This window comes from Burkholderia sp. HI2500 (assembly GCF_002223055.1).
In the GTDB taxonomy this organism is placed as follows: domain Bacteria; phylum Pseudomonadota; class Gammaproteobacteria; order Burkholderiales; family Burkholderiaceae; genus Burkholderia.
On record NZ_NKFL01000007.1, the window covers coordinates 183,188 to 202,518 of the forward strand.

At 68.8% G+C, this 19,331-nt stretch carries 17 protein-coding genes; 13 read left to right on the forward strand and 4 right to left on the reverse strand.

The genetic code is table 11. The features are described 5' to 3' along the window. Window positions 1-88 precede the first annotated feature (88 nt). Together CFB45_RS33165 and CFB45_RS33170 are read right to left on the reverse strand one after the other, a co-directional pair. The gene (locus tag CFB45_RS33165) at window positions 89-1,015 is read right to left on the reverse strand and encodes a 2-hydroxyacid dehydrogenase (RefSeq protein WP_089429368.1); all 927 of its coding nucleotides are present in this window, start codon (window positions 1,013-1,015) and stop codon (window positions 89-91) included. 12 nt (window positions 1,016-1,027) lie between these two features. Further along, window positions 1,028-1,888, reverse strand: coding sequence for a GNAT family N-acetyltransferase (locus tag CFB45_RS33170; RefSeq protein ID WP_089429369.1), 861 nt, complete (start codon window positions 1,886-1,888; stop codon window positions 1,028-1,030). A 471-nt stretch (window positions 1,889-2,359) separates the two neighbouring features. Between CFB45_RS33170 and CFB45_RS33180 the strand changes: the two genes are divergently transcribed. The 13 genes from CFB45_RS33180 to CFB45_RS33240 all read left to right on the forward strand — a co-directional run bounded on the left by CFB45_RS33180 (window position 2,360) and on the right by CFB45_RS33240 (window position 18,288). Beyond that, window positions 2,360-3,028: a haloacid dehalogenase type II gene (locus tag CFB45_RS33180; RefSeq protein ID WP_089429371.1), complete on the forward strand. Its 669-nt coding sequence runs from the start codon at window positions 2,360-2,362 to the stop codon at window positions 3,026-3,028. Between the two features lie 549 nt (window positions 3,029-3,577). After that, a complete protein-coding gene (locus CFB45_RS33185; protein ID WP_089429372.1) occupies window positions 3,578-5,161 on the forward strand; it encodes an ABC transporter substrate-binding protein in 1,584 nt (527 codons plus the stop codon). 79 nt (window positions 5,162-5,240) lie between these two features. After that, on the forward strand, window positions 5,241-6,194 hold the full coding sequence (locus CFB45_RS33190) for an ABC transporter permease (protein WP_089429373.1): 954 nt from the start codon (window positions 5,241-5,243) through the stop codon (window positions 6,192-6,194). 30 nt (window positions 6,195-6,224) lie between these two features. Further along, window positions 6,225-7,181: an ABC transporter permease gene (locus tag CFB45_RS33195; protein WP_089429374.1), complete on the forward strand. Its 957-nt coding sequence runs from the start codon at window positions 6,225-6,227 to the stop codon at window positions 7,179-7,181. After that, window positions 7,181-9,070 carry an ABC transporter ATP-binding protein gene (locus CFB45_RS33200; RefSeq protein WP_089429375.1) on the forward strand — a complete coding sequence of 630 codons (1,890 nt, stop codon included), beginning with the start codon at window positions 7,181-7,183 and terminating at the stop codon, window positions 9,068-9,070. Before CFB45_RS33195 ends, CFB45_RS33200 begins: the two co-directional genes overlap by 1 nt. 200 nt (window positions 9,071-9,270) lie before the next feature. After that, entirely contained in the window at window positions 9,271-10,548 is a 1,278-nt protein-coding gene (locus tag CFB45_RS33205; RefSeq protein ID WP_089430090.1) for an NAD(P)/FAD-dependent oxidoreductase, read from the forward strand. Between the two features lie 23 nt (window positions 10,549-10,571). Beyond that, complete coding sequence (locus tag CFB45_RS33210; RefSeq protein ID WP_089429376.1) at window positions 10,572-11,012, forward strand: helix-turn-helix domain-containing protein; 441 nt, start codon at window positions 10,572-10,574, stop codon at window positions 11,010-11,012. Between the two features lie 120 nt (window positions 11,013-11,132). Then, a complete protein-coding gene (locus tag CFB45_RS33215) occupies window positions 11,133-11,867 on the forward strand; it encodes a cupin domain-containing protein (RefSeq protein ID WP_089429377.1) in 735 nt (244 codons plus the stop codon). A 2-nt stretch (window positions 11,868-11,869) separates the two neighbouring features. Continuing rightward, complete coding sequence (locus CFB45_RS33220; protein ID WP_089429378.1) at window positions 11,870-13,195, forward strand: NAD(P)/FAD-dependent oxidoreductase; 1,326 nt, start codon at window positions 11,870-11,872, stop codon at window positions 13,193-13,195. 133 nt (window positions 13,196-13,328) lie between these two features. After that, window positions 13,329-14,606, forward strand: coding sequence for an NAD(P)/FAD-dependent oxidoreductase (locus tag CFB45_RS33225; protein WP_089429379.1), 1,278 nt, complete (start codon window positions 13,329-13,331; stop codon window positions 14,604-14,606). Then, window positions 14,603-16,060, forward strand: a complete 1,458-nt coding sequence (locus CFB45_RS33230; protein ID WP_089429380.1) for an aldehyde dehydrogenase family protein — start codon at window positions 14,603-14,605, stop codon at window positions 16,058-16,060. The genes CFB45_RS33225 and CFB45_RS33230 overlap by 4 nt, the downstream gene beginning before the upstream one ends. 74 nt (window positions 16,061-16,134) lie before the next feature. Beyond that, window positions 16,135-17,322, forward strand: coding sequence for a M20 aminoacylase family protein (locus tag CFB45_RS33235; RefSeq protein ID WP_089430091.1), 1,188 nt, complete (start codon window positions 16,135-16,137; stop codon window positions 17,320-17,322). Window positions 17,323-17,403: 81 nt separating this feature from the next. Continuing rightward, the gene (locus CFB45_RS33240) at window positions 17,404-18,288 is read left to right on the forward strand and encodes a GNAT family N-acetyltransferase (RefSeq protein ID WP_256978462.1); all 885 of its coding nucleotides are present in this window, start codon (window positions 17,404-17,406) and stop codon (window positions 18,286-18,288) included. 58 nt (window positions 18,289-18,346) lie between these two features. Here the strand turns inward: CFB45_RS33240 and CFB45_RS33245 are convergent, their stop codons facing one another. Both CFB45_RS33245 and CFB45_RS33250 read right to left on the reverse strand, forming a co-directional pair. After that, window positions 18,347-18,751: a cupin domain-containing protein gene (locus tag CFB45_RS33245; protein ID WP_089429382.1), complete on the reverse strand. Its 405-nt coding sequence runs from the start codon at window positions 18,749-18,751 to the stop codon at window positions 18,347-18,349. A 4-nt stretch (window positions 18,752-18,755) separates the two neighbouring features. Continuing rightward, window positions 18,756-19,235: a carboxymuconolactone decarboxylase family protein gene (locus tag CFB45_RS33250; protein ID WP_046546535.1), complete on the reverse strand. Its 480-nt coding sequence runs from the start codon at window positions 19,233-19,235 to the stop codon at window positions 18,756-18,758. Window positions 19,236-19,331 lie beyond the last annotated feature (96 nt).

Sequence of the window (19,331 nt, forward strand, 5' to 3'; positions counted from 1 at the left end):
ATTTGCGGCCCGAAACGTATGCGCGCGGCGTTTGTGCGGGGCGCTTCGGCATTTTCTGCTGCGCGCCCCGTGCGGCCGGACATGGACGTCAGTAGCCGCGCGCGCGATCGACGACGCCGATCATCGGCTGGCCCGCGCGATGGCGCGCGAGGTTCGCGAGCACCGCGTCGACCGCGGTGTCGGGCCGCGTCGCGCTGGCGATGTGCGGCGTGATGCGGATGCGCGGATGGTTCCAGAACGGATGGCCGGCCGGCAGCGGTTCGGGATCCGTCACGTCGAGGATCGCGCTGTCGAGGCGGCCGCTCGCGAGCGCCGCGAGCAGCGCGGCTTCATCGAGCTGCGGGCCGCGCCCGACTTGCACGAGCGACGCGCCGGCCGGCAGCGCATCGAACACGCGTGCGCCGAGCAGTCCGCGCGTGCTGTCGGTCAGCGGCAGCAGGCAGATCAGGATGTCGGTGCGCGCCAGGAACGCGTCGAGCGCCGCGTCGCCCGCGTAGCAGTCGATGCCGTCGAGCGTGCGCGGCGTGCGGCTCCAGCCGGCGCACGGGAAACCGAAGCGCCGCAGCGTGTCGAGCACGGTCTGGCCGAGCGTGCCGAGCCCGAGCACGCCGACGCGCCGCGACGCGGCCGCGCGCACCGGTTTCTCGTGCCACACCTGCTCGCGCTGCTGCGCGGCATAGTCGAACAGGTCGCGATGGATCGTCAGCACGGCCTGCGTCACATACTCGACCATCCCTTCGACGATACCGGGCTCGATCATCCGCACGACCGGAATGTGTGCGGGCACGCGCGACAGGTCGAACTGGTCGATGCCGGCGCCGACCGAGAACACGACTTCGAGATTCGGCAACAGCGCGACCGGATCGTCCGGCGGCTGCCAGGCGGCGAGATAGCGGACGGCCGCGGCGTCGCCGAGGTCCGGCCAGATCCGGAACGGCAGATCGGGCGCCTGTTGCGCGAAGCGTGCCGCCCACTGCGCGCCGCGCACCGGGTCGGCCTTGTAGAGAAAGCTCATCGTGTGTCCCGTTCAGCCGAGCGCCTGGCTCACGATCGCGAACGCGCGCAGCGCCGGGTCGCGCGCGGGCGTCGTGCCGCGCGCCATCGCGACGACGGTATCGACGCGCGGCAGCCCGAGCCCGTCCAGCCAGTCGGACAGCCCGCTGTCGCTCGGCAGGTCGACCCGCACGAACATCCCTTCGTTCAGCGCGAGCCAGTGACTGATCAGCGCCTGCGCGCGCAGCGCATCCGGCGCGATCACCGGGCCGATCACGTGGCCCGGGCCGAAGCGGCGGAACAGCGCGAAGCCGAGCAGTTCGCCGTCGCGATCGAGCGCGATGCCGTTCGCGACGTCGAGCAGCGCGTCGGTGACCGCGCCGCGTTCGTAGCCGGCCGCGCGCGACGCGAGCGCGGCGAGGCGCGGCCCGTCGTTGGTGCCGAGCGGGCGCAGGCGCTCGCCGGGCGGCAGCGAGATCAGCGGCGGCCGGAACGCCGCGCCCTGATGCTGGTTGATCGTATCGATCGGCGCGAAGCCGAACGCCGCGTACAGCGGCTCGCGTCCCGGCATCGCATGCAGAAACACGGTGCGGGTGCCGAAGCCGTCGAGCGCGCGGGCAAGGAGCTCGCGCTCGATCCCGCCGCCCGCGCGCTCGGGCGACACGATCACCATGCCGAGCGCCGCGTGCGATTCGCCGAGGCGCCAGCCCAGCGCGGTCCCCACGACGCCGGTCTCGTCTTCGGCCACGATGCCGCCGCCGAGCTGGAGCACGAAGCGCCAGTCCTCGAGCCGGTGCGGCCATTTGACCGCCTCCGACAGCCGATGGGCGGCCGGCAGGTCGGTGTCGGCGAACGGGCGATAGGTGAGCGTGCGGGAAGGGTTGAGGTCGGACACGCCGGACTCCGGATGGGTGGAAATGACGCATTCACTCTGCCAGCGCGGGTGCGGCGCGGATAGGACGATTCGCCTGTTTTCCGCCGCTGACGGGCGCGCCCGCGAGATCGATGCAAACCCGTTCGATCGACGCGGACGAACGCGCGGATCGTGCCGGCGCGGCCGGTCAATCCCGCCACTCGTGCTGTGCGAACGCCACTACGATTCATGCACGGCGGCGCTGCCGCCTGCCGGCGGGCCGCACGGTAGGCGAGCCCGCTGCGGCAGCACGGCGGCCACCGGCCGGCCCCGCCCAGCCGCGCCGCGCCCGATCGCACCGCAGATCGTGCTGCATGCGCCGGGCAACTTGCGGCGATTGTGCGTTTTGAGCGGCGCCGAACGATGCGCGCACGACTTTTTGCCCTGATTCAATTTCGTTAAACCCAGCCCATCCCCGGCCCTGCCGGGGCTTCACACCGACAGGACCTGACCATGATCCAGTTTGAACCGAAGTACATCACCTTCGACTGCTACGGCACGCTGACCCATTTCCGGATGGCCGAGACGGCGCGCGAAATCTATGCGGACCGCCTGTCGCCGGCCACGATGGAGGCCTTCGTGCGCGCGTTCGCCGCCTATCGGCTCGACGAGGTGCTGGGCGCATGGAAGCCGTACCGTGACGTCGTCGTCAACTCGGTCCGTCGCACCTGCGCGCGGCTCGGCGTGACGTTCGACGAAGCCGAGGCCGAGCTGTTCTATCACGCGGTGCCGACCTGGGGCCCGCACCCGGACGTGCCGGCCGGGCTGTCGCGGCTGGCGTCGAAGTACAAGCTGGTGATCCTGTCGAATGCGATGGACGACCAGATCATGAGCAACGTCGACAAGCTCGGCGCGCCGTTCCATGCGGTGTTCACCGCGCAGCAGGCGCAGTCGTACAAGCCGCGCATGCAGGGCTTCGAGTACATGTTCGACAAGCTCGGCTGCAAGCCGGAGGACGTGCTGCACGTGTCGTCGAGTCTGCGCTACGACCTGATGACGGCCGAGGATCTCGGGATCAGGCACAAGGCGTTCGTGAACCGCGGCCACGAGCCGGGCACGCCGTTCTACAACTATTACGAAGTGTCGGATATTGGCCAGCTCGCGACGCAGCTTGGGCTGTAAGCAGTACGTCGGCTGCGCGGCGTGCGTCGCGCGGCCTGCTGCCGGGCGGCCGCGCGACGGGAAAACCCGCCCATGCGGCCGGCGCCGCAGCGGCGCACACGGGTGCGCGCCTTGCACCGCGCCGTCGGGCTCCACGTTTCGACGCATCGAGGCCGCGACCAATCCTCTGAACTTTCACAGGCACCTGCCGCGCGCGGTGGGCCGCCGCGCATCGGCACGCAGCCGGTATGGGGCGACATCAGTCGACATCAGCCGACATCGACCCGCACGCGCCGGCTGCGCCGATGCACCGCATGCGTGCGGGATGCGCGTCGGATCGGCGCGGCGAAACCGGCCGGAGTGCACGCAGCAAATCATGCTGCGCAGGCCACCCAAAACGGTCGATTCGTATCGTGAGGGCGGCCCGAATCGGGACAACCGGCATTTTGGCGATGCTTAAATGAATTGCATGTGAACGACGCCGCGCCCGCCACCAGCACGCGGGTGCGGCGGGATTGAACAACCACGCTGGACCCAAGACCCCACTTTCCACAGTCAGGAGCAGTTCGGATGAGCGACGATATCGACAATGGCGGCAAGGGCGGCTTCACGCGCCGCGACATGATGAAGGTCATGGCGGCGAGCGGCATGATGGCCGCCGGCGCCGGCGGACTGCTGATGACCCCCGGCGCCGCGTTCGCCGCGCCCGCGCCGAAGCGCGGCGGCAAGATCCGGGTCGCGAACGAAGCCGGCTCGACGGCCGATACGCTCGACCCCGCCAAGGGCTCGACGGGCGCGGACTATACCCGCTTCTTCATGTTCTACAGCGGCCTCACGCAGCTCGATGCGAGCCTGACGCCGCAGATGAACCTCGCCGAATCGCTGCAGACGACCGATGCGAAGACCTGGATCATCAAGCTGCGCAAGGGCGTCACGTTCCACGACGGCAAGCCGGTCGGCCCGGCCGACGTGGTGTTTTCGCTGATGCGCCACAAGAACCCGGCCACCGCGTCGAAGGTCAAGACGCTTGCCGAACAGTTCACGGATGCGAAGGCGAGCGGCCCCGACGAAGTCACGTTGACGCTCGCCAGCGCGAACGCCGATCTGCCGGTGATCCTCGCGACGCCGCAGCTCGTGATCGTCAAGGACGGCACGACCGACTTCTCGACCGGCATCGGCTGCGGCCCGTACAAGCTGAAGTCGTTCAAGCCGGGCGTGTCGACCGTCGGCGTGCGCAACGACAGCTACTTCAAGCCGGGCAAGCCGTATCTCGACGAGATCGAGCTGATCGGCATCAGCGACAGCGCCGCGCGCCTGAACGCGCTGCTGTCGGGCGACGTGCACCTGATCAACGCGATCGATCCGCGCTCGACGCAGCGGGTCTCGTCGACGCCGGGCTACGCGCTGAAGGAGACCAAGTCGGGCCTCTATACCGACCTGATCATGCGCAGCGACAACCCGATCGTCTCGAGTCCCGATTTCGTCGAAGGGATGAAGTACCTGTTCGATCGCGAGCAGCTCCGCACCGCGGTGTTCCGCGGCTACTCGGTGATCGGCAACGACCAGCCGATTCCGCCGGGGCACCGCTACTTCAACGCGTCGCTGCCGCAGCGGCCGCACGATCCGGACAAGGCGAAGTTCCTGCTGCAGAAGGCCGGTGCGCTGGGCGCCACGCTGCCGCCGATCTATGCGACGTCCGACGCGAACGGGTCGATCGAAATGGCCGTGCTGCTGCAGCAGGCCGGCCAGAAGATCGGGCTGAACCTGCAGGTCAACCGCGCGTCGCCCGACGGCTACTGGTCGAACCACTGGATGAAGCACCCGCTCACGTTCGGCAACATCAACCCGCGCTCGAGCGCCGACGTGCTGTTCACGCAGTTCTTCAAGTCGGATGCGCCGTGGAACGAGTCGGGCTGGAAGAACGCGAAGTTCGACCAGTTGTTGCTCGCCGCGCGCTCGGAAACCGACGACGCGAAGCGCAAGCAGATGTACGGCGACATGCAGGTGATCGTCGCGCAGCAGGGCCGGGTCGGCATTCCGGCGTTCATCAGCTTCCTCGACGGCTACGACAAGCGGCTCGCGGGCCTCGGCTCGATCCCCACCGGGCCGATGATGGGCTTCACGTTCGCCGAGAACGTGTGGTGGAACGCATGACGTTGTGGCTGGCCGCCGTCGCGCGGCCGGTGCGGGCCACCGCGCCGGCCACGCGCGGGCTTTTCAGGAGTGCTTCTCCATGAACCGAATTCTCATCGGGCTGATCGGCCGGCGCATCGCGGTCACCGCGCTGACGCTGCTGATCGTGTCCGCGATCATCTTCACGATCACGAACCTGCTGCCGGGCGACGCCGCGCAGGCCGCGCTCGGCCAGTCGGCGACGCCGGAGACGGTCGCCGCGCTGCGCCAGCAGTTCGGTCTCGACATGCCGGCGCACGTGCGTTACGTGCACTGGCTCACCGGCCTGTTGCACGGCGATTTCGGCCGGTCGCTGTCCGGCGACATGCCGGTGTCGGAGCTGATCGGCGGGCGCCTGCCGAAGTCGCTCACGCTGGCGGCGATCACGACCGCCGTGTCGGTGCCGATCGCGCTGCTGCTCGGGATCCTCGCGGCCGTCAAGCGCGAGTCGGTGATCGACCGCGTGATCAGCCTCGGCACGCTGTCGCTCGTCGCGACGCCGGAATTCCTGATCGCGACGGTCGCCGTGCTCGTGTTCGCGGTGAAGCTGCGCTGGCTGTCCGCGCTGTCGTACAGCGGCCCGATCGAAAGCCTGCACGATTTCCTGCGTGCGTACGCGATGCCGGTGCTGACGCTGTGCGCGGTCGTGATCGCGCAGATGGCACGCATGACGCGCGCCGCGGTGATCGAGCAATTGAGTGCGTCGTATGTCGAGATGGCCGTGCTCAAGGGCGCGAGCCCCGCACGCGTCGTGCTGCGCCATGCGTTGCCGAACGCGATCGGCCCGATCGCCAATGCGATCGCGCTGAGCCTGTCGTATCTGCTCGGCGGCGTGATCGTCGTCGAGACGATCTTCAACTATCCGGGCCTCGCGAGCCTGATGGTCGACGCCGTCAGCAACCGCGATTTCCCGTTGGTCCAGGCGTGCACGCTGATCTTCTGCGTCGCTTACCTGACGCTCGTGCTGTTCGCCGACCTGTGCTCGATCGTGTCGAACCCGCGATTGCGCACCTGAGTGTTTCGTCTTCCTTCCGAGATGCCGCCCATGCAACCGATCGAACCCGTACAACGCAGCAGCGCGCTGCCGCCCTCCGGCGACCCGCCCGTGGGGCGGGGCAGCGTGCCGCCTGCCGCGCCTGCGCCCGACCAGCCGCGCAAGCGCCGCGCCGTGCGCATCGCCTTGACCGCCGGCGGCCGCGTCGGCCTGTCGATGGCCGGCCTGATGCTGTTCGTCGCGGTGTTCGCGCCGCTGATCGCGCCGCATGACGTCGGCACGATCGTCACGCCGGACGTGTTCGCGCCGTTCAGCGCGAAGCTGCCGTTCGGCTCCGACTTTCTCGGCCGCGACATGCTGAGCCGGATCCTGTACGGCACGCGGCTGACCGTGCTGCTCGCGCTCGCCGCGGTGCTGCTCGCCGCGGTGACCGGCACGACGCTCGGGCTGCTCGCGACCGTGTCGGGCCGCGCGGTGGACGAGACGATGAGCCGGCTGCTGGACGCGCTCACGTCGATTCCGTCGAAGATGTTCGCGCTGATGTTCGTCGCCGCGTTCGGCTCGTCGCTGCCGCTGCTGGTGCTCACCGCCGCGGTCAGCTACATGCCGGGCTCGTACCGGATCGCGCGTGCGCTGGCGGTCAACATCAGCACGCTCGAATTCGTGCAGGTGGCGAAGGCGCGCGGGGAAAGCGCGCTGTACATCGCGTGCGTCGAGATGCTGCCGAACATGATCCACCCGATGCTGGCCGACACCGGGCTGCGCTTCACGTTCGTCGTGCTGCTGCTGAGCGGCCTGAGCTTTCTCGGGCTCGGCGTGCAGCCGCCGTATGCGGACCTCGGCTCGCTCGTGCGCGAGAACATCGCGAGCCTCGGCGACGGCTCGGCCGTCGCGATCATGCCCGCGGTCGCGATCGCGATCCTGACGGTGGGCGTCAACCTGTTGATCGACGGCTTGCCGCATCGCGGCCGCCGCAAGGGCGCGGCCGGCGCCGCCGGAGGACACTGATGCGACACGAATCGAACCCGCTCGTCGAGGTGCGCGGGCTGCGCGTGGTCGGCGGCCGGCCGGGCGGCGAGGAAACGACGATCGTCCACGGCGTCGACTTCGAGATCGGGCGCGGCGAGGTGCTCGCGCTGATCGGCGAATCGGGCTCCGGCAAGACGACGATCGCGCTGTCGCTGATGGGCCATGCGCGCGCCGGATGCCGGATCGCCGGCGGCTCGGTGAAGCTCGACGGCACCGACGTGTGCACGCTTTCCGCGGAGGCGCTGACCGCGCTGCGCGGCCGCAAGGTCGCGTATATCGCGCAGAGCGCGGCCGCCGCGTTCAACCCGTCGCGCACGATTCTCGACCAGGTGATCGAGAGCGCGCTGATCCACAAGACGCTGACGAAGCGCGACGCGCAGGCGAAGGCGGTCGAGCTGTTCCGCGCGCTCGCACTGCCGGAGCCGGAGACGATCGGCAAGCGCTATCCGCACCAGGTGTCGGGCGGTCAACTGCAGCGGCTGATGGCCGCGATGGCGCTGATCACCGATCCGGAGCTGGTGATCCTCGACGAGCCGACCACCGCGCTCGACGTGACCACGCAGATCGACGTGCTGCAGGCGTTCAAGAACGTGATCCGGCGCTACGGGATGAGTGCGGTGTACGTGTCGCACGACCTGGCCGTGGTCGCGCAGATGGCCGATCGCATCGTCGTGCTGAGCGACGGCGTGATCCGCGAGGCGGGCGACACCGAACAGATCCTGCATGCGCCCGCGCACCCGTACACGCAGAGCCTGATCGCGGCGGTCACGCCGAACGATGCCGAACGCGACGCGCAGGCGCTAGCACAGGAGCCGGCCGCGCCGGCGCCGCTGCTCGAGGTGCGCGGCGCGATCGCCGGCTACGGCGGCCGTACCGCGAAAGGCTGGCCCGCGAAGGTGATCCTGCACGAAGTCGACCTGCGCATCGGGCGCGGGCAGACGGTCGGCGTGATCGGCGAATCGGGCTCCGGCAAGACGACGCTCGCGAAGGTGATCGCGGGCCTCGTGCCGGCGACCGGCGGCGCGATCCTGCTCGACGGCGAGCCGCTCGCGCGCGATATCGTCAAACGGACGAAGGAGCAGCACCGCCGCGTGCAGATCGTGTTCCAGAACGCCGATACCGCGCTCAATCCGGTGCATACCGTCGAGCGCACGCTCGCGCGGCCGCTTGCGTTCTATCACGGGATCAAGGGCGCGCGTGCACGCCAGCGTGTCGCGGAGCTGCTCGAACTCGTGCGGTTGCCGCCGGCGGTCGCCTCGCGGCGTACCGGCGAGCTGTCGGGCGGGCAGAAGCAGCGCGTGAACCTTGCGCGCGCGCTCGCGGCCGAGCCCGACCTGATCCTGTGCGACGAGGTCACGTCGGCGCTCGACACCGTGGTCGGCGCCGCGATCATCGAGCTGCTGCGCGACCTGCAGGCGAAGCTCGGCGTGTCGTACGTGTTCATCACGCACGACATCGCGAAGGTGCGCGCGATCAGCGACGACATCGTCGTGCTGTATGCAGGCCGCCGCGTGGAGACGGGCAGCCGCGACGCGCTGTGCGCGCCGCCTTATCACCCGTATTCGCATCTGCTCGTGTCGTCCGCGCCGGAGCTGCGCGCGGGCTGGCTCGACGATGCGACCGAGCGTTGCCATCGGCCGCTGGTGCCGATCGGCGAGCGCGAGAACGAGGCCGAGCTGTGTCCGTTCCTGTCGCGCTGTGCGATGCGCGTGGACGGCGTGTGCAACCGCACGGCCCCGTCGTTGCGCACGCTCGGCAACGGCGCGCAGGTGCTGTGCCATCGCAGCGAGGAGGATCTCGCGCGCTTCCAGGCGGAGCCGGAGCCGGTGCCGGCAGGCGGCACGACGGTGCAGCCGGTCCGGCTGTAGTGCGCGCCGTCGTTCGTTCATCGCCCCCGCCCGCGCCGGCGCTCGACGTTGCGCATAGTGTGCTGCGGCAGGCGGGAAAAACGGCAAATGACGCGTGTGGCGCGCGCGAATACGCGGCAACTGCGCTTTTTGATGCTGATTAAATGATTCTCATTGGACGGTCGCCGATCGTCGTCGCCGGAATACGCGAGAAGAATTCGATGAAACTGGAATCGTACTGGCTGGACACCCGTCCCGCGTTTCGCGCCGGCAGCGAAGGGCCGGTCGAAGGGCGTGCGGACGTGGTCGTGATCGGCGGCGGCTTCACCGGCTTGTCGGCGGCACTCGCGCTCGCGCAGCGCGGCGTGTCGGTGGTCGTGCTCGAAGCCGCGCAGGTCGCCGGCGAAGCGTCCGGCCGTAACGGCGGCCAGTGCAATACCGGTGTCGCGCAGGATTATGCGTCGCTGGCCGCGCGCATCGGCGTCGAGCAGGCGAAAGCGTTCTACCGCGCTTACGCAAGCGCGGTGAAGAGCGTCGAGACGATCGTCGCCGACCACGCGATCGACTGCGATTTCCGGCGAGCCGGCAAGCTGAAGCTCGCCGCGAAGCCGCAGCATTTCGCGGGGCTCGAAAAGACCTTCAACGCATTGCGGCGCGACGTCGATCCGGACATCGAACTGATCGAGCCGTCACGCATCCGCGACGAAGTCGGCTCCGACGGTTTCTACGGCGGGCTCCTGCAGCGCAACGGCGCGCAGATGCACATGGGCAAGTTCGGCGTCGGGCTCGCGCAAGCGGCCGTGCGTGCCGGCGCCCGCGTGTACGAGCACGCGGCCGTCACGCAGCTCGACCGGCTGGACGGCGAGCGCCACCGGATCACCAGCGCCCGCGGCACGATCGTCGCCGACCGCGTGCTGGTCGCGACCGGCGCATCGCAGCACGGGCCGTTCGCGTGGTTCCGGCGACGCATCGCGCCGGTCGGCAGCTTCATCGTCGTGACCGAGCCGCTGCCCGACGCGCAGTTGAACCGGCTGTTTCCGCATCGACGCGCATACGTCACGTCGCGCCAGATCGGCAACTACTTCCGCGTGACGCCCGACAACCGGCTGCTGTTCGGCGGCCGCGCGCGCTTCGCGATGTCGAGCCCGCGCTCCGATGCAAAAAGCGGCGACGTCCTGCGTGCGGGCATGGCCGGCTATTTCCCGGAACTGGCGAACGTGCGGCTCGACTACTGCTGGGGCGGGCTCGTCGACATCACCGCCGACCGGCTGCCGCGCGCGGGCCAGCACGACGGCCTCTATTACTCGATGGGCTACAGCGGCCACGGCGTGCAGATGTCGGTGCACATGGGCCGCGTGATGGCCGACGTGCTGTATGGCGCGGCCGCGTCGAACCCGTGGCGCGAGCTCGAATGGCCGGCGATACCGGGCCATTTCGGGCACGCGTGGTTCTTGCCGCTCGTCGGCGCGTATTACCGGATGCAGGATTTCCTGCATTGAAGCGAGCGCCGGGAGAATTCGATATGACAGTGCAATTCATTGGCTCGGTTGGCTCGCCGCGTGGCGCGCAGCCCGTGTCGCCCGCGATCGGCGACGTGCTGCGCACGATCGATGCATCGTTCGCGCAGCCGCTGAACCTCGATACGCTCGCGGCGGTGGCCGGGCTGAGCGTGTCGCGTTTCACCGCGCGTTTTCGCAGCGAAACCGGGCTGTCGCCGCACCGGTATCTGTGTCTCGTACGGATACGGCGGGCGCAGGACCTGTTGCGCGCCGGTCTCGCGCCGTCGGTCGTCGCGACCGACGTCGGCTTCTTCGATCAGAGCCATCTGTGCCGGCATTTCCGGCGCGTGCTCGGGATCACGCCGCGCGATTACGTGGTCGCCCGAACGGGCGGCGCGCCAGTGCGAACGCCATCGACGCGCGTGCGCGCCGAACGCCGCGAAGCGTCGTGTCACGCGGCGTAAGCGCACGCATGGACGACATGCCCCGCTGAGGATGTCCGGCGCAAGCGCCGGCGAACGACGATTTCCGATATCGCGTGACCGCTTTCGAACGAATCCGTCACGCACTGCACAGGAGCAGAAATGACCGCAGTTTTCGTGTTGCACCGCGCCGACGGCGCACCGTCTTCCACCGCATTCCGCAAGCAGGCGTTCGGCGCGAGCGATCCGTTCGCGTCGCATCGCGAGATGGCGTGGGAAGGCCCCGACGCGATGGCCGCAGGGCGGATCGTTTTCGTCGGCGAACTGGACGTGGCGAGCTTTCCGCACATCGAAACCCTGGCCGTCATCCAGGGCGAGCTGACGCTCGAAGCGGCCGGGGCCGCGCCGCTGGTGGTCGGCCCGGGCCAAGGCGCCGTCATCGGCGCCGGCACCGCACTGCGCATCGTCGCGCAATCGCCGGTACTGCTGACGTTCTGCGCGGCAGCGTGCGCGCAACCGACGAAACGCGGCGTCTTCGAGCTGCGCGCCGACGCCGACTTCAAGCCGTCCGCCACGCTGCCGGCCGAGGCGCTGCTCGGCCCCGCGCCGCAATGCCGCAGCGACAACGTGTTCACCGACGACGGCGCCGGGTACTGCGCGGGCACCTGGGATTCGACGCCATATCACCGGATCGTCCGGCCGCATCGCGCGAACGAGTTCATGTTCCTGCTGGACGGCGGCGTCCGGTTCGCGGCGCCCGACGGCAGCGTGCAGTCGCTCGGTACCGGCGACGCGCTGTTCGTGCCGCGCGGCGCGTCGATCGGGTGGGAAAGCAGCGAACGCGTGGCGAAGTTCTACGTGATGCAGAACGTCAAACCTTCCACCGAACGAGACTGAGCATGTCCCCTCCGCTGCGCCATATCGAAACCTTGTCCACGCCGCCGGCCGCGGCCGATGTCGTCGTGATCGGCGGCGGCATCATCGGCGTGTTCACTGCCTACTACCTGGCCCGCCGCGGCATCTCGGTCGCGCTCGTCGAGAAGGGGCGCATCGGCGCCGAACAGTCGAGCCGCAACTGGGGCTGGTGCCGCCAGCAGAACCGCGATGCGCGCGAGTTGCCGATGGCGAGCAAGAGCATCGACCTGTGGGAACGCTTCGCGGCCGAATCCGGCGAAGACACCGGCTTTCATCGCTGCGGGCTGCTGTATCTCAGCAATGACGAGGCCGAGCTGTCCCGCTGGGCGAGCTGGGGCGAATTCGCGAAGACCGCCGGCGTGACCACCTACATGCTCGACAGCAAGCAGGCCGCCGAGCGCGGACGGGCAACCGGGCGGCAGTGGAAGGGCGGCGTGTTCTCGCCGACCGACGGCACGGCCGATCCGGGCAAGGCCGCGCCGGCCGTGGCCGCCGCGCTGATGAAGCTGGGCGGCAGCGTCCATCAGCACTGCGCGGCGCGCGGCATCGAACTCGAGGGCGGCCGGGTTGCCGGTGTCGTCACCGAGGCCGGCGTCATCAAGACCCGCACGGTCGTGATGGCCGGCGGCGCCTGGGCGTCGTCGTTCTGCCGTCAGCTCGGCATCCGGTTTCCGCAGGCGTCGATCCGTCAGTCGATCCTGAGCGTGTCGCCCGTCGACACGCCGCTGCCCGATGCGATGTACACGTCCGGCGTGTCCGTCACGCGCCGCAGCGATGGACGCTACGCATTGGCGATCAGCGGTCGCGCGCGGGTGGACCTGACGCCGCAGTTCCTGCGCTTCGCGCCGCAATTCGTGCCGATGTTCGCGAAGCGCTGGCGCAACCTGCTGCCGGGCGGCTTCGAAGGCGTGCGCGGCGGCCATGAAACGCTGAAGCGCTGGCGCCTCGACGCGCCGACGCCGATGGAGGCCGTGCGCATTCTGGATCCGAAGCCCGACATGCCGACCGTCACTGAAACGTACCGCCGCGCGGCCGAACTGTTGCCCGAGCTGCGCGAAGCGAAGATCACGCACGCGTGGGCCGGGTTCGTCGACAGCACGCCTGACGGCGTGCCGGGCATCGGCGAAGTGCCGGGCGTGCCGGGGCTGATCCTCGCGGCGGGTTTTTCCGGGCACGGCTTCGGGATCGGGCCGGGCGCCGGGCACCTGATCGCCGATCTGGCGTCCGGTGCGCAACCGTTCGTGGACCCGGCGCCGTACCGGCCCGGCCGGTTCAGCGAGTCCGCGTGGGGCAAGGTCGCGGATTTCTGATGCAACGCCGTCACGTGGATGAGAGGCCGCCTGTTTCCGACGCGCATCGAGCCGGACCGCCCGCGAGCGGCCGGAGCGGTGCGGTGAGCGTTCGCCGGCCCGGCAGTGCGGTGCGACAGCTTGGGAGTGCCTGATGCGTTTCAGTTCGTACTGGCTCGATACGTCGGAGCCATTCGTGAGCCACTCGCCCGAGTTTCCCGACGGCGGTTGCGACGTCGTGGTGGTCGGCGGCGGGATCACGGGATCGGCCGCCGCGCTGGCGCTGGCCAAGAAGGGCGCGCGCGTGATCGTCTGCGAGGCGGGCACCGTCGGGCAGGCGGCATCGGGTCGCAACGGCGGCATGTGCAACAACGGCTTCGCGCAGGATTACGCGTCGTTGTCGCAGCGCATCGGCACGGAACTGGCGAACCGGCTCTATCTGGCGTTCGACGCGGGCGTCGACACGGTCGAGCGGCTCGTCAACGAAGAGTCGATCGATTGCAATTTCGCCCGCACCGGCAAGCTGAAGCTCGCGGCGAAGCCCGAGCATTACGACAAGCTCGCGCGCAGCCACGCATTGCTCGCGGCGAGCGTGGACCCCGACACGCGCCTCGTGACGAAGGCCGAGCTGCGCGACGAGATCGGCTCGGATCGTTATCACGGCGGGCTGCTGTTCGGCAAGAGTGCGGGCATGCATGTCGGCCGTTATGTGCGCGGCCTCGCGCGCGCCGCCCAGGCGCGCGGCGCGCACATCGTCGAGCAGGCGCCGGTGCTGGGCCTGAAGCGGCAAGCGGGCGGCGCGTATGCGGTGCAAACACCGCGCGGCGAGATCCGTGCGCGTCAGGTGCTGCTCGCAAGCGGCATTTCGCACGTCGGGCCGTTCGGCTGGATTCGCCGCAGGGTCGTGCCGGTGGGCGCCTTCATCATCGTCACCGAGCCGTTGCCGCGCGAGTGGCTCGACCGCTTGCTGCCGACGCGCCGGATGGCCACCGACACGAAGAACTTCGTCAACTTCTTCCGTACGACGCCCGACGGCCGTCTGCTGTTCGGCGGGCGCGCGCGGTTCGCCACGTCGAACCCGCGCTCGGACGAAAAGAGCGGGGCGATCCTGCGGCATCAACTCGCCGCCGTGTTTCCCGAGCTGGCCCGCGTGCGCATCGACTATTGCTGGGGCGGGATGGTCGACATGACGGCCAACCGGCTGCCGCGCGCGGGCGAGCGGGACGGCGTTTACTACTCGATGGGCTATAGCGGCCACGGCACCCACATGGCCACGCTGATGGGCACGTTGATGGCCGAGATCATGGACGGACGCGCCGACCTCAACCCGTGGCAAGGTTTCGACTGGCCCGCGATTCCGGGGCATTTCGGCAAACCGTGGTTCCTGCCGTTCGTCGGCGCCTGGTATCGACTCAAGGACACTCTCCAATGAATTCCCCTGTTGTTCACCTGATGCAAGCCGGCAGGCTCGATCGCTTCTTCATCGACGGCGACTGGGTCGTGCCCGATGGCAGTGACCGGTTCGCGGTCGTCAGCCCGTCCACCGAAGACACGCTGGGCGAGATCCCGCTCGGCAGCGCACGCGACGCCGACCGCGCGGTGCAGGCTGCGCGCCGCGCGTTCGAGCGCTGGTCCGCGACGTCACCGCGGGAACGCGCCGCGTTGCTCGACCGTGTGCATGCGCTGATGCTGGAGCGTGCCGAACTGTTCGCCACGGCGCTCGCGCTGGAAATGGGCGCGCCGATCGGCTACGCCCGCGGCGCGCACGTGCCGCTCGCCGCCGAACATATCCGCGTCGCACGCGACAACCTGGCGAACTACGCGTTCGTCAGGCAACGCGGCACGACCGCGGTCGTGCGCGAGCCGATCGGCGTATGCGCGCTGATCACGCCGTGGAACTGGCCGATCTACCAGATCACCGCGAAGGTCGGGCCGGCGCTCGCGGCAGGCTGCACGGTGGTGCTGAAGCCGAGCGAGCTGTCGCCGCTCAGCGCGTTGCTGTTCGCGGAAGTGATCGCAGATGCGGGCGTGCCTGCCGGCGTATTCAATCTCGTGAGCGGCAGCGGCGACACGGTCGGCGCCGCGCTGTCGTCGCACCCGGAGGTCGACATGGTGTCGATCACCGGATCGACGCGTGCCGGCGTGCTGGTCGCGCAGGCGGCGGCGACGACCGTCAAGCGGGTCGCGCAGGAGCTGGGCGGCAAATCGCCGAATATCGTGTTGCCGGATGCGGACCTGTCGCGTGCGATCGCGCCGGGCGTGGCCGCCGCGTTCCGCAACATGGGGCAGTCGTGCAGTGCGCCAACTCGCATGATCGTGCCGCGCGCCGCGCTCGGCGCGGTCGAGGAACTGGCCGTCGCGGCGGCGCGCACGCTGGTCGTCGGGGATCCGTTCGCCGAGGCCACGACGCACGGGCCGCTGGCCAACCGTGCGCAGTTCGGGCGGGTCGCGCAGATGATCGACGCGGGCATCGACGAACGCGCGAAGCTGATCGCCGGCGGCCCCGGCCGGCCTGCGGGGCTCGAGCGCGGCTTTTACGCGCAGCCGACGATTTTCTCCGACGTGCGCACCGACATGACGATCGCGCAGCAGGAGATCTTCGGCCCGGTACTCGCGATCCTGCCTTACGACACCGTGGAAGAAGCGATCGCGATCGCGAACGACACGGTCTACGGGCTCGGCGCGCACGTGCAGGGCACCGACAAGGAACACGTACGCGCGGTGGCTGCCCGCATCCGGGCGGGGCAGGTGCATCTGAACTACCCGGCATGGGACCCTCAGGCGCCGTTCGGCGGGTACAAGCAGTCGGGCAACGGCCGCGAGTACGGAATCGAAGGGATGGAGGAGTATATGGAGATCAAGTCGATCGTCGGCTTTTACGACTGACCCGGCCGCCGCGCGCGATCGCGCCGGCGGTACAGTTGGAAGCCCGCTACTTTTCGAAGGTGCCGAAATTGGAATTGGATAACCCCGTCATTCCCGACCCGTTGCTGGAAGCGCATCACGCGCACTGGGCGAAGCTGCGCCGCGATCTGCATGCGCATCCCGAATTGCGATTCGAAGAACACCGGACGGCCGATGTCGTCGCGAGCGAGCTCGAAGCGCTCGGCTATGAGGTATCACGCGGGCTGGGCGGCACGGGCGTCGTCGCGAGCCTGCCCGGCGCGGATCCTGCACGCGGGATCGTGCTGCGCGCCGATCTGGACGCGTTGCCGATCCACGAAGCCAACGACTTCGCGCATGCGTCGTGCACGCACGGGATCATGCACGCGTGCGGCCATGACGGCCATACCGTGATGTTGCTCGGCGCCGCACGCGTGCTGAAGGAACTGCCGCAGTTGCCCGGCAGCGTCCATTTCGTGTTTCAGCCGGGCGAAGAGGGCGGCGCGGGCGCGCGCAGGATGATCGACGACGGGCTGTTCGAGCAATACCCGACGGAAGCGGTATTCGGTATGCACAACTGGCCCGGGCTGCCGGCCGGGCATTTCGGGTTGCGCACCGGGCCGATCATGGCGGCCGGCTCGCGCTTCAGAATCACGGTGACGGGCAAGGGCGCGCACGCGGCGCAGCCGCACCTGGGCATCGATCCCGTGCCGCTCGCATGCTCCATGGTGCTGCAATGTCAGACCATCGCCGCGCGGCACAAGGATCCGGTGGATCCCGCAGTCATCTCCGTCTGCATGTTCCATGCGGGCACCACGGACAACGTGATTCCGGACACTGCCGAGCTGCGCGGCACGATCCGCACGTTGTCGTCGGCGTTGCAGCAGAAGCTGCAGCGCGACGTGCGGCTCGCGTGCGAGGCGCTGGCGAGTGCCTATGGCGCGCAGGTCGACGTGGAGTTTTTCCAGTATTACCCGGCGACGGTCAACACGCCGGCCGAGACGGCGCTGTGCGAAGCGGTGATTCGCGACACGTTCGGCGACGCGCGCGTCGACCGCGACGTGCCGCCGAACATGACGTCCGAGGACTTCGGTTTCATGCTGGAGGAGCGGCCGGGCGCTTACGTGCTGATCGGCAACGCGCAGGACGGCGCGAGCGCACCGGCGCTGCACCACCCGAAATACGACTTCAACGACGAGATCATTCCGGCCGGCGTCCGCTATTGGGTCGCGTTGGCACAGCATTACTTCACGCGATCGCGATGATGCGCGACGCCGGCATTGAAGTCGGGCCGTGGCGCGCGACGACACTTTTATAAGAATTGCTTGATGAAACAGGAAAACGATATGAAGGATTCCGACACGATGCCGGCGGTTCGCTACCGGCGCTTCACCGCCGCGGACGTCCCCGCGGCCCATGCGCTTACCGTCGCGCTTCGCTGGCCGTTCAGGGCGGAAGACTGGCAGTTTTCCGCGGAGACGTCGACCGCGTTCGCGGCCGAGGAAAACGGCGTGGTGATCGGCACGGCGATGTGCTGGAAGTACGGTGCCGATCGCGCCGCGATCGGGCATGTCATCGTGTCCGACGCGCATCAGGGGCGAGGCATCGGCCGCAAGCTGATGGAGCTGCTCATCGACGAATTGGGGCCGCGCGTCACGTTCCTGCATGCGACGCCGGCCGGTCGGCCGCTGTACGAGAAGCTGGGTTTCAACGTGTGCGGCTCGCTGGGCCAGTATCAGGGGAACGTGGTGCGGCCGGCCGACGTGGTTCTGCCAGAAGGCGTGCGGCTGCGCGCCGGAACACCGGCCGACTGGCCGCGCCTCGTCGAGCTGGACGCGCGCGCGTCCGGCCTCCAACGCGATGCGTTGATGGCCGCGCTGTTCCAGCGCGGTGAAAGCGTCGTGCTCGAACGCGATGGCGAGGTGGTCGGGTTTTCGGTGCTGCGGCGCTTCGGGCGCGGCGACGTGATCGGCCCGGTGGCCGCACCGCGCGCAAGCGACGATGCGTATGCGAAGGCGCTCGTCAGCCATTGGCTGACGCAACGGGAAGGTGAGTTCGTCCGCATCGACGTACCGGACGGGACCAGTCTGCCGGACTGGCTGGCCGAACAAGGTCTGGCGCGGGTCGATACGTGTTCGAAGATGGTGCGCAACGCGCCGGCCGCAGCGCACGAAAGGCCGGCCGATCCGGCCTTCGGACAGTACGCGCTCGTCAGCCAGGCGATGTTGTAGCCCGCGGGATTGCCTCGCGCGCCCGGCCCGGCGTTGCCGGGCCCAGGCGGCGATCGCTTTACTTCACCGGGGTGAGAACCGGCGCGCCCTTGTTCTTGAGCAGCATCACGACGAATTTCGCCGGCTTCGTGCTGCTGGCGTTTCGTCCGACCGTGTGCACGTCGTCCGGTCCTTCATGGTACGTGTCGCCGGCATGGAGCGTGACCGTTTTCCCGCCGTTCAGGCCCATCACGATGCTGCCGTCGAGCACGTAGACGAAGGCGTGAGCATCGTGGCGATGCACGGGATCGACGGCCCCGGGCGGATAGTCCACGACGATCATTTCCACTTCCTTGCCCGGATACTCGGGCAACGGTTCCGTGGTCAGTTGCGTCACCGTGGCGTGCGGGGCGGCGGCGGCCGGCTGAACGGGGGCCAGGAGCGACAGCGCGAGCGGTGCAAGCGCGAGCATGAGGCGTTTCATGTCGTTACTCCAGGTTGGCCTTGTCGAGCCCGAACATCTTGTCGAACGAGCCGGGCACGACGCGGAAGGCGACGTTCAGCCGGTTCCAGCAGTTGATGGCGCCCACGAGGAAGGTGAGATCCGACAGTTCCTTCTCGGAATAGTGGCCCCGCACGCGTTCGTAGAGCTCGTCGGGCACGCCGTGCGACGGGATCTGCGTCAGCGCTTCGGTCCAGGCGAGCGCGGCGCGCTCGCGCGGCGAGAACAGCGTCGACTCGCGCCAGATCGCGACGTGATGCAGGCGCAGTTCGCGCTCGCCGTGGATCTTTGCCATCTTGGTGTGCATGTCGACGCAGAACGCGCAGCCGTTGAGCTGCGACGCGCGAATCTCGACGAGCTCGCGGATCGGCGTCTCGATCGTCGTCTTCTGAAACAGCCCGTCGAGTTCGACGAGCTTCTTGGTCAGCTCCGGCGATTGCTGGAAGTAGTTGATACGTTGCGTCATGATCGGTTCTCCTGAAATGTGGAATCGCGACTGCCGGCCCTGCATGTGGCGCCCCACGCACGGCCTGCCTGACAGCATCGTAATCGCGGGCCCCGC

Excerpts from the sequence above, each read along its gene's own strand:
- CFB45_RS33165 (WP_089429368.1), bottom strand. The coding sequence starts at position 1,015 with ATGAGCTTTCTCTACAAGGCCGACCCGGTGCGCGGCGCGCAGTGGGCG.
- CFB45_RS33180 (WP_089429371.1), top strand. The coding sequence starts at position 2,360 with ATGATCCAGTTTGAACCGAAGTACATCACCTTCGACTGCTACGGCACG.
- CFB45_RS33185 (WP_089429372.1), top strand. The coding sequence starts at position 3,578 with ATGAGCGACGATATCGACAATGGCGGCAAGGGCGGCTTCACGCGCCGC.
- CFB45_RS33190 (WP_089429373.1), top strand. The coding sequence starts at position 5,241 with ATGAACCGAATTCTCATCGGGCTGATCGGCCGGCGCATCGCGGTCACC.
- CFB45_RS33195 (WP_089429374.1), top strand. The coding sequence starts at position 6,225 with ATGCAACCGATCGAACCCGTACAACGCAGCAGCGCGCTGCCGCCCTCC.
- CFB45_RS33200 (WP_089429375.1), top strand. The coding sequence starts at position 7,181 with ATGCGACACGAATCGAACCCGCTCGTCGAGGTGCGCGGGCTGCGCGTG.
- CFB45_RS33205 (WP_089430090.1), top strand. The coding sequence starts at position 9,271 with ATGAAACTGGAATCGTACTGGCTGGACACCCGTCCCGCGTTTCGCGCC.
- CFB45_RS33210 (WP_089429376.1), top strand. The coding sequence starts at position 10,572 with ATGACAGTGCAATTCATTGGCTCGGTTGGCTCGCCGCGTGGCGCGCAG.
- CFB45_RS33215 (WP_089429377.1), top strand. The coding sequence starts at position 11,133 with ATGACCGCAGTTTTCGTGTTGCACCGCGCCGACGGCGCACCGTCTTCC.
- CFB45_RS33220 (WP_089429378.1), top strand. The coding sequence starts at position 11,870 with ATGTCCCCTCCGCTGCGCCATATCGAAACCTTGTCCACGCCGCCGGCC.
- CFB45_RS33225 (WP_089429379.1), top strand. The coding sequence starts at position 13,329 with ATGCGTTTCAGTTCGTACTGGCTCGATACGTCGGAGCCATTCGTGAGC.
- CFB45_RS33230 (WP_089429380.1), top strand. The coding sequence starts at position 14,603 with ATGAATTCCCCTGTTGTTCACCTGATGCAAGCCGGCAGGCTCGATCGC.
- CFB45_RS33240 (WP_256978462.1), top strand. The coding sequence starts at position 17,404 with ATGAAGGATTCCGACACGATGCCGGCGGTTCGCTACCGGCGCTTCACC.
- CFB45_RS33245 (WP_089429382.1), bottom strand. The coding sequence starts at position 18,751 with ATGAAACGCCTCATGCTCGCGCTTGCACCGCTCGCGCTGTCGCTCCTG.
- CFB45_RS33250 (WP_046546535.1), bottom strand. The coding sequence starts at position 19,235 with ATGACGCAACGTATCAACTACTTCCAGCAATCGCCGGAGCTGACCAAG.